Source organism: Kaistella jeonii, from assembly GCF_000812865.1.
Lineage (GTDB): Bacteria > Bacteroidota > Bacteroidia > Flavobacteriales > Weeksellaceae > Kaistella > Kaistella jeonii.
Map to the genome: position 1 here is coordinate 19097 of NZ_JSYL01000019.1, position 8350 is coordinate 27446.

The 8350-nt window shown below is 34.8% G+C and carries 9 protein-coding genes; all 9 read right to left on the reverse strand.

Annotation, left to right across the window (positions count from 1 at the left end; all coding sequences use genetic code 11):
* Window positions 1-4: 4 nt before the first annotated feature.
* Complete coding sequence (locus tag OA86_RS14745; protein ID WP_039354953.1) at window positions 5-310, reverse strand: hypothetical protein; 306 nt, start codon at window positions 308-310, stop codon at window positions 5-7.
* A 247-nt stretch (window positions 311-557) separates the two neighbouring features.
* The gene (gene istB / locus OA86_RS14750) at window positions 558-1301 is read right to left on the reverse strand and encodes an IS21-like element helper ATPase IstB (RefSeq protein WP_039354956.1); all 744 of its coding nucleotides are present in this window, start codon (window positions 1299-1301) and stop codon (window positions 558-560) included.
* 61 nt (window positions 1302-1362) lie between these two features.
* Window positions 1363-2145, reverse strand: coding sequence for a Mu transposase domain-containing protein (locus OA86_RS15885; protein ID WP_198410763.1), 783 nt, complete (start codon window positions 2143-2145; stop codon window positions 1363-1365).
* Window positions 2139-2915 (reverse strand): DDE-type integrase/transposase/recombinase, encoded by a 777-nt coding sequence (locus OA86_RS15890; RefSeq protein WP_198410762.1) that lies wholly within the window; start codon window positions 2913-2915, stop codon window positions 2139-2141. Before OA86_RS15890 ends, OA86_RS15885 begins: the two co-directional genes overlap by 7 nt.
* Window positions 2916-3043: 128 nt before the next feature.
* On the reverse strand, window positions 3044-3532 hold the full coding sequence (locus OA86_RS14760; RefSeq protein ID WP_039354959.1) for a hypothetical protein: 489 nt from the start codon (window positions 3530-3532) through the stop codon (window positions 3044-3046).
* A gap of 12 nt (window positions 3533-3544) precedes the next feature.
* Window positions 3545-4348 carry a DUF7738 domain-containing protein gene (locus OA86_RS14765; RefSeq protein ID WP_039354962.1) on the reverse strand — a complete coding sequence of 268 codons (804 nt, stop codon included), beginning with the start codon at window positions 4346-4348 and terminating at the stop codon, window positions 3545-3547.
* Window positions 4349-5098: an HET-C-related protein gene (locus tag OA86_RS14770; protein WP_169743962.1), complete on the reverse strand. Its 750-nt coding sequence runs from the start codon at window positions 5096-5098 to the stop codon at window positions 4349-4351. It lies immediately after the preceding gene.
* Between the two features lie 147 nt (window positions 5099-5245).
* A complete protein-coding gene (locus OA86_RS14775) occupies window positions 5246-6814 on the reverse strand; it encodes an HET-C-related protein (RefSeq protein ID WP_039354967.1) in 1569 nt (522 codons plus the stop codon).
* A 9-nt stretch (window positions 6815-6823) separates the two neighbouring features.
* Window positions 6824-8350: type VI secretion system Vgr family protein (locus OA86_RS14780; RefSeq protein WP_039354970.1), on the reverse strand; the 1527-nt coding region annotated here is incomplete at its 5' end.

Below are 8350 nucleotides of genomic sequence, written 5' to 3' on the forward strand. Positions count from 1 at the left end.
CTTATTATTTTTTAGTGGTCCAAAATAAAGTCCCTGATTGAAAACCTGTAGAAACTAAATGTTCCGAAACAGCATCGTTCTTTTGAGTATCATTTCTTTTACCTATAAAATTTGCAGTATCGTATTTAACAGTACCATCTGTAACTTTTTTCTCTTCATACTGAGATTTAAAAATATCGTTGATTACAGAGTTTGGATTTACCTTTCTCTTATTCTCTTTTACTTCCCAAAATTCAACTGCAGTTTCTAATGTTGTTGTACTAAATTGTGACAGACTTATATTGCTTAAATTTAGGTTGATCGAGTTCACCTTTCTTCGTGAAAATGTCTAAACCATCCCAAAAATATGATTTATTTGTAGGATCCGGTTTTCCAGTAAATACATCTATCACAGAATATCTGGCAAAAATTTTGTTCGGGGATTTGTTGCAAAGTTCGGTGTAATTGACCACCTAGATTCGGTTTAAAGTGACCATGTAAATTCGGTTTAAATTGACCACCTCTTTTTTGTGGTAAAAACGACTGTTTTTCATGTGCTAATTTGTATTCAAATATAATTAATTTTCGGCTCTGTTTATTCCTCTTTTTTTACGCATCGATTTACCCTTCAGTTCAAGGCGATGAGATTGATGGATTAGCCGGTCTAAAATAGCATCGGCTATGGTTTTTTCACCAATGATATCATACCAACCCTGAACCGGGATTTGCGAAGTTACAATGACAGAACCATTGTTATGACGGTCTTCTATAAGTTCTAAAAGAGTTATTCTGTTTTGACTGTCCAATGCTTGAAGTCCAAAATCATCCAATATAATCACTTCCTGGCGTTGTATTTTATCTAATTCACGAAGATAAGAGCCATCTGCTTTTGCCATTTTTAATTTAGCAAACAATTTATTGGTGTTAAAATAACTGACCTTAAAACCCTCTATGCATGCTTGATAACCGAGTGCGGTACCTAAATAACTTTTGCCCACTCCCGTACTTCCGGTGATTAAGATATTTTCATTCTTTTCTACAAATTCGCATCCAGCTAAGCGCAGCACCAGATTGCGATCCAAGTTTCGGGACTGCTCGAAGTTGATACTTTCGATATTTGATTTGTAATGGAATCGTGCGTTCTTGATGCTTCTTTCGATGCGCCTGTTATGCCTTTCATCCCATTCTGCATCGATCAGCATCGAGATAAACTCATCGAGCGTGTAATGATCTGTTTTGCCACTTTCAATAGCGGTTTTAAACGCATGATGCATGCCGTAAAGCTTCATTTGCTTCATTTTCGTAACAGTAGGTTCGTTCATAATTTTCTAAATTTAATTTGGTTTAATGATGATTTAATTAAAATGTCAATTTTGCTAATTGCTAGTTATAATACTGTTTCCCACGGATATTACCATGGATGGGTAGTTGCTGTTCAGACTCTGACTTCTGCTCAAAATCAATTTGGTCTAAATTGTTTTCTAAAATTTTCTGGATGGTTTTAAAGCTGTAAATTTTAAAATCAAGGGCTCGTTTACAGGCATTGATCAATCGCTCTCTGCCTACCTTTTTTTCGAAGTTTAATATTCCCATACAGCTTTTATAGGCTTGTTCAGGATGATTTCTACTCTCAATAATTTGGATAATATATTCACCAACAACAGGGTCAAGTTTAGTGGCCCAATCGATAAACCGCGACGGACTCCAATCGGATACAAACTGATGCGTACTGGCTAAATGTTCAGCATTGGTGGTGTATACGTAAGGTTTGTAATTGCGCATATGAATTGCAATTCTGTTGTATTTATGAAAAATTTCTACAGCGGACGAAGTATACAACAGCTTTACTTTTTTCTTGAGATATTGATATGGCACGCTGTAATAGTTTTTGTCCTGACTCAAGAGAACGTGACCATTCTGCATCACCGTTGCATGCGACTGGTATTTAATCTCAAAACGCGCTTCGGGAAGTGGACGCAGTTTTTCTTTTTCGTCTTCTAAAAACAGCTCTTTTCGGGAGTAAGGACGTGCGGTGAGTTTGTTATTGTTGTGCGTCTTTAACAGATTCCAGATTTGATGGTTTAATTCTGCTAATGAATAGAATAGAGTTTCTTTTAAATGGGCATAAATTCTGCGGTACAAGATCTTCACAGCGCCTTCTACCAAAGATTTATCTCTCGGCTTATAAGCTCTGGCAGGTAAAATGGTGGCGCCATAATGATCGGCAAGATCGCAAAGGTTTCATTAATGGTAGGTTCAAAACGGCTGCTTTTGATGACCGCAGATTTTAAATTATCAGAAACAATTGCCGCAGGAACGCCCTGAAAATAGTGCATCGCATTTTCTACCGAACGTACAAAATCTTCCTTTTGCTGACTCATCGAGGCTTCTGCATACGTATACTGGCTCGCTCCCAGGATGGCCACAAAAAACTGAACGTTTTTAATCTCACCACTCTTTTTATCAATAATAGAGAGGGTTTTTCCAGCGTAATCGATATACATTTTATCACCCGCTTTGTGATTCATGTGCATCACAGGATTCACCCGCTTTGCCCATATTTTGTAGTGATGCCGGAATTGGGTGATCTGAAAACCATCGGGATGCAAAGTGATATACTGTTCCCAAGTGCGATAAATAGTGACTCCTACCTTTTTTAATTCCCGTTCCATCACCGGAAAATAATCCTGCAAAGTCTGTAATTTGGGACTCACGGATTCCTCAATAGTATGAGAAAACAAAAGTTCAAGTTCTCCATCTGTCTTTTCGTTAATGATCTCGAAACTTAATCCAAGGACTTCAAATAACGAAATATATTTCTTTACGGTGTTTCTGGAAAGCGATAAGTAGTTGCTGATAAACAACTTACTTTTTCCGTTGCTATAAAATTTAAGGACTTTTCTAATTTTACTCATGTCTGTTGTTTTATTGGCCATAATCCGTATTTTTTATACGAATTTATGACGCTAACAACATGAAAAAATCAATCGTTTTTACCTGAAAAAATCAACCCAAATCCAGGTGGTCAATTTGCTCCGAATCTTGGTGGTCACTTTGCTCCGAATCAGGTGGTCAATTTACTCCGAATTTGGGTGGTCAATTTGACCGTTTTTTCCATATTAGGATCAGATTTAGTTGCTTGCAATAATCTTGCTTTTAGAATTCCTTCAGTAGTAATCTCGTTATTCCAATGCTTATTATCCGTTAATTCACTTGTTATTGTTTCGATTTTATCAGAAATGTAGTCGCCAGTTTTACTTTTCCATAATTGATAAATAGCGTTTTGAATAGAAATTTTATTTGCGATTGAAAAATACAGAAAAATGAAAACTGGAGCGCCAAAAATAAGTAGAAAAGCAGCGAAATTATTTAGTAATAAACCTGTTATAAAAGCAAAAATATTTCCATGACCACCACCAGCGAATTCTATATTTTCAAAAATAGAAATGAGAAAAACCACAAATGTTATTATATTTCCAAGTATAAATATAGTAAGCCATATAAGTAATGTTTTTCCTCCAATCTTTGATGCAATTTTGAGATTTTCTTTCATTCTTTTTCAATCTTATTTATTCTCTTTTTTATCATAATATTCCACCTTTATAAATTCTAATTCATGGTTGCTAAACTGTGCAATATTACGAGTAAATGTACTTTTTGAAGGACACATATCTCTTTTTTCGTTATTCCAATATTCTCCATCTTCTTCTTTGGTATCTCCCCATTGGTTGTTCCCATCTAAATTATTATCTCGGAATGATAAAATTTCCAGATCTTTTGATTTTCTGTTTTTATTAAGTTCCTTTAATGACATTCCGGGATTTATTGCAGAGCCGTCGATGGAGATAGATTTCGTGTACTGTTTGTAAGGGTAAATATAATTAGATTTATAATTTTCTCCATTTTTGGCATAACGAATTCTCACTCTTTCTTCTACACCAGTACTTTTTAATTCTTCAACTGTATATTGCTTCAAAATTTCATTTTCAGATTTTCTTCCATTTGCAAATTTCAGATTTCCTTTTTGTCCTTCGGGACTATCTAAATTAGAAAAAAATATGTACAATTGGTCATATCTTCTTATCTCATAATCTGGGCTATATTCATCATCCTTAGTTGTTTCATTATTTTCTATGATAACTCCGAGATTATCCCAAATAAAAACTGCGTTGTATTGTTTTCTCGTTGGTTTTCCAAATAATTTCTCCCATTCTTCAATGGGTCGTCCAAATGGCAAGGGTTTTCCTTTGTAACTGCCACCACAGTCTGAAAGAACAAATTCTGCATTGGACACTTCTTTTTTCTGGGCTTTGTTTTCTGTGCAAGACATAAGTAAAGTTAATAATATAAAGGTTATTGTAATTTTCATTTATTCAAAATATTTTAGTAATTCATCTAATTTTTCTTTACCGATAAAAACTTTTCTTTTGGCAACATCATGCGCATGTGCAACTGGAGTTGGAAAATATAAACTTTCCAAAATTTTACCGTTATCATCAACCCATTTCAATATATGTGAATCCTTCCAAGTCATGCTCCTTGGATGTTTTGAATAAGTGTTTAAAATATAGTTAACGAGTATATCTCCATTTGGATCAATAGTTTTTCCTTCCCAAATATCTTTAATTCTTTGCCCAATGTCTGCAACTGCCATTTCTGCCAATTCCGAAGCTAATCCATTTAATGGATGTTCTATTGTATCTTTAGCAATTTGCGTATGAGTAGGGTTTTCCCCATAATTTTTGTTAGTTATTTCGGTTTGTGTTTCTTTGATATCATCATCAGTAGATTCTATTAAAGTATTAAAAATAACATTCGTGAAATTAGTCATTACCTCACCAAGAAAATGTGATATTTTATCGAAAAATCTTAAAATATAACCCAATGGGTCTTTTCTGCTTTTTATTTCCAAGATATAATCTGATAATTCGAGTAGTTTTTTATAATATTCGAATAATTCTACAGAGTCCATTCCTAAATAAGTTTCATTATTTTTTGTTGGATCTTCTTTTTGCCCATCTGCTAAATCTTTGAGGATGGTATAAATAGTCTGCTGCCCAAAGGTGTATTCTCCTGGTTTACCTAATTCATATTCAGTAAAACCAATGGGTAAAAGCATATCCGCCATTTTAGGAATAATACTTGCAGCAGTGTCATCTAATAAAAACTTACCCGTAACAATAGGTATTTTGGTGTAGTCTGTACCCTGTTTCCCTTCTACCCAAGGATAAACTTTCTTTAAATGCGCAAACTGTGGATTAATTGTTCATAATTTACATAATGATAATTCTACAAAATTGGTATGAGAAAAATAGTCTTCCAAAACGTGAAAAGCACCACCTAAATGTCTGAAACCATCGCGAGTTTTGCCATATTTTACTGCTAACTTTAGTTCGTTAACCATATAAGTATCAGCCGAAGGTCGCAATGGATCAGCTTTTATAAAATCTTTTTCCCGACCTGCTTTTTTTTGTCCATCTTCACTATCTCTATATATATAATATTTTTGCCCAAAACTATTTGTTAGAAAACAATCTGGAGTTTCTCCAGCAAAAAAATCCCACTCTTCAAATCCATTTATGGTCTCTCTTTTAAACATAATCTCACCAATACGGTCATCAGTTAAATCTTTTGGATTGTCTATGTGTTCTTCTGGCCTGTATATTCCCAATATATCTTTGGTCATTTTACCATACTTCTCTCTAAAAATATCAAGGTGCTTTACATAGTGTTGGGTTTTCATTTCCTGACCTCCCATTGTATATACAAATTCTTTTGCAGCAAATAATTCTATCAATTCTACCCATCCATCATGAGAAAATTTGGCAGTATTTCCTGCTAATAAACGATTTACTTTATTTTTATCACCAGTATTATTTTGCTCAACTTTGGTTCGTATTTCCTTCGTAAATCTTATTGTCATCGGTACCAATACTTGGGAAACATCTCGAAGCCAGTTTCCGTAATAAATTTGCAAAACTTCCGACTTCGAAAAAATTCTCGTTTTTTCAAGTGCATTCATTTCAATACCTCCATGTGCACCTTTGCCAAAACCAAAACCGAAGTTCTCAATATCGTCTTCATTGGGATCATCATCATACCATTGCTGCTGATCTACAAATTTGGATAAATTTTGACTTTCTTTAGATATATCTAAAATTAATTTCCCTGTATATTCTGGTGTTTCAGTTTCTGCAAAATCAAGTTGTGGTGTTTTAGCAAAATCAACGGTTAATAAGAAATAAGCAAATTTTGCTCCTTCATCTATGTTGTCTTTATCTTCTTTTCCATTTGTAGCGTAATCTGTTCTTAATAAATTGTCAATATGATGCCCGTATTCTTCTATTAAAGAAGCCAATAATTGTGATTTTACTTCATTATTTTTTATGGCTTCCATTAAAAAACCGCTCCTTACTAATATTACTTTGCGCTTATTACTATAATTAGCTTTATAAATTTTTATTGGATCTTTTGTTACGATTATTTTTGGTGGATATAATGTTTTATCACATAAATCTTTATATAATTTTCCTATTGCTTCAACTTCAATATCATTTCCAAAAATCTGCAACATTATTAAGACAAATGTCATTTCTGAGAGATCCCTAGCTATTTTCATCATTTGTTCGTGAGCGAAAGGGCTTTTTAGCTTATATTCTGTAGCTTCATATTTTAAATCTGGAAAGCTTGGTTTTCCATAAAAAACACCTTTATCATTCCCAATTTGAATAACTTTTGTTGAACTGTTATTTATGATAGATCCCTTTGAATAAATAAAGTGATCTTTACCTGTTATTTTGGTGATTTTACCTTTAACTACGCGTGTTCTGCTCATAATTATCTTTTAATAATTACTACTTTTTTCTCCACTATTATTTTTTACTTCCACTTTGGCATTTTGATGAATAGTACCATCAGTTGAGGAGTTTTCTACTTCAGAAGCATATTCATTTCTTTCCATCTTCGTTTCACTATGCACATCACCTTCAATCATCTCCGTTAATTTACCAGTGATAAACATACTTGCATCACCCATCACAGAAGTCATTTTCATAGCACCAATACTTTGAGTCGCATTCATTCCTACAGTTTGGCTGTTGTTCATTCCTATCATTTCACTTGCATTCATTCCCACATTCGTGGTCATATTTTCCCCAACATTAATATTCATGTTCTTGCAATTCAGCGTCATCGTTTCCGGAGCGGTAATATTTATATTACTTCCGGTTGTATCTAAATGGATCTCATTCCCAGATTTATCAGTAATAATAATGCTTTCATCTTCTGTAAAAACCACTTTATGTCCACTTCTTGTCATAATTGATTTTACACGGTTATTTGCAAATCCTCCTAAAGCCGTTCCTCCATGAAACATACCGCCCATGACAAAAGGTCGGTCCGGATGATTGTGTACAAAACCAACCATCACCTGATCACCAACTTCGGGGATCGCAACATAACCACGATTCTGAGAAACCTGATCGGTTCCACCCGCATCTGGACTCATCATTCGGATGAAGTCTGTAGTGTCGTGCAATTGCCAGTCGAATTTTACTGTCACTCTTCCCTGTCCGCTTGGATCGGTGTTGCTGATTACGGTGGCTAATTGTGGCTCTGCTTTTGGAATTGTAAACTCCGGTTTTGGTAAAAATCCAGTGTCACTTGCAATGGCTTTAAACGTTCCTTTGTAATGTCCAAGTGTATCCACATCATGGCTCGTTTCAATGATCATTAATCTTGTAAAATAGGAAGTCTGATTGCTGTCTTCTTTCCGCATTTCCAGATCTGCTACACATCCTGGATATAAAAATGGGATCGTCGTGGTTCCACTCACGTGTAATACTTCTACGGCTTTGCTTCCTGCCGCACTCGTTTGTGAATTCACGACATCTTTATCGGTTGTAGCCCTTATTGGTGCGATCTGCAGTGCAGGTGTTTTGAAAATACCACTGTCTGCATCATTCTTTTTGTACGCAATATTGGCGAGATCACTTTTATGATTTGCAGGTGTTGAACCTGAAGTTAGTTTAGCGTTCTGACTGCTGTTATACCCATAAAACTGGGGTTTGGTGTGAACGGCTTTTATTTCTATCTTGATATCGTTGACATTACTGCCATAGACTAATTTTAAAGGCTGATTCTGTGGTGGAAGTTTACCAAAGTGCAAAACTTCGCCATCATAATAAAACTGTTCGCCATACGCTTCTGCCATTCTTGCCAGATAGTTGTAATGCGTTTCATTATATTGAGAACTGTAGATAATTTCTGAATAATCATTCGCATCTACTCTCACATCATAACTTCCGGTATTAATTCCTTCTTTGATCAGTTGATTGGCGATGATACTCATATTCACCGATTGTGCTCCACC

What these genes read in the sequence shown, in the direction of transcription:
- istB (WP_039354956.1), bottom strand. Translation starts at nt 1,301, where the DNA reads ATGAACGAACCTACTGTTACGAAAATGAAGCAAATGAAGCTTTACGGC.
- OA86_RS15890 (WP_198410762.1), bottom strand. Translation starts at nt 2,915, where the DNA reads ATGGCCAATAAAACAACAGACATGAGTAAAATTAGAAAAGTCCTTAAA.
- OA86_RS14760 (WP_039354959.1), bottom strand. Translation starts at nt 3,532, where the DNA reads ATGAAAGAAAATCTCAAAATTGCATCAAAGATTGGAGGAAAAACATTA.
- OA86_RS14765 (WP_039354962.1), bottom strand. Translation starts at nt 4,348, where the DNA reads ATGAAAATTACAATAACCTTTATATTATTAACTTTACTTATGTCTTGC.
- OA86_RS14770 (WP_169743962.1), bottom strand. Translation starts at nt 5,098, where the DNA reads ATGCTTTTACCCATTGGTTTTACTGAATATGAATTAGGTAAACCAGGA.
- OA86_RS14775 (WP_039354967.1), bottom strand. Translation starts at nt 6,814, where the DNA reads ATGAGCAGAACACGCGTAGTTAAAGGTAAAATCACCAAAATAACAGGT.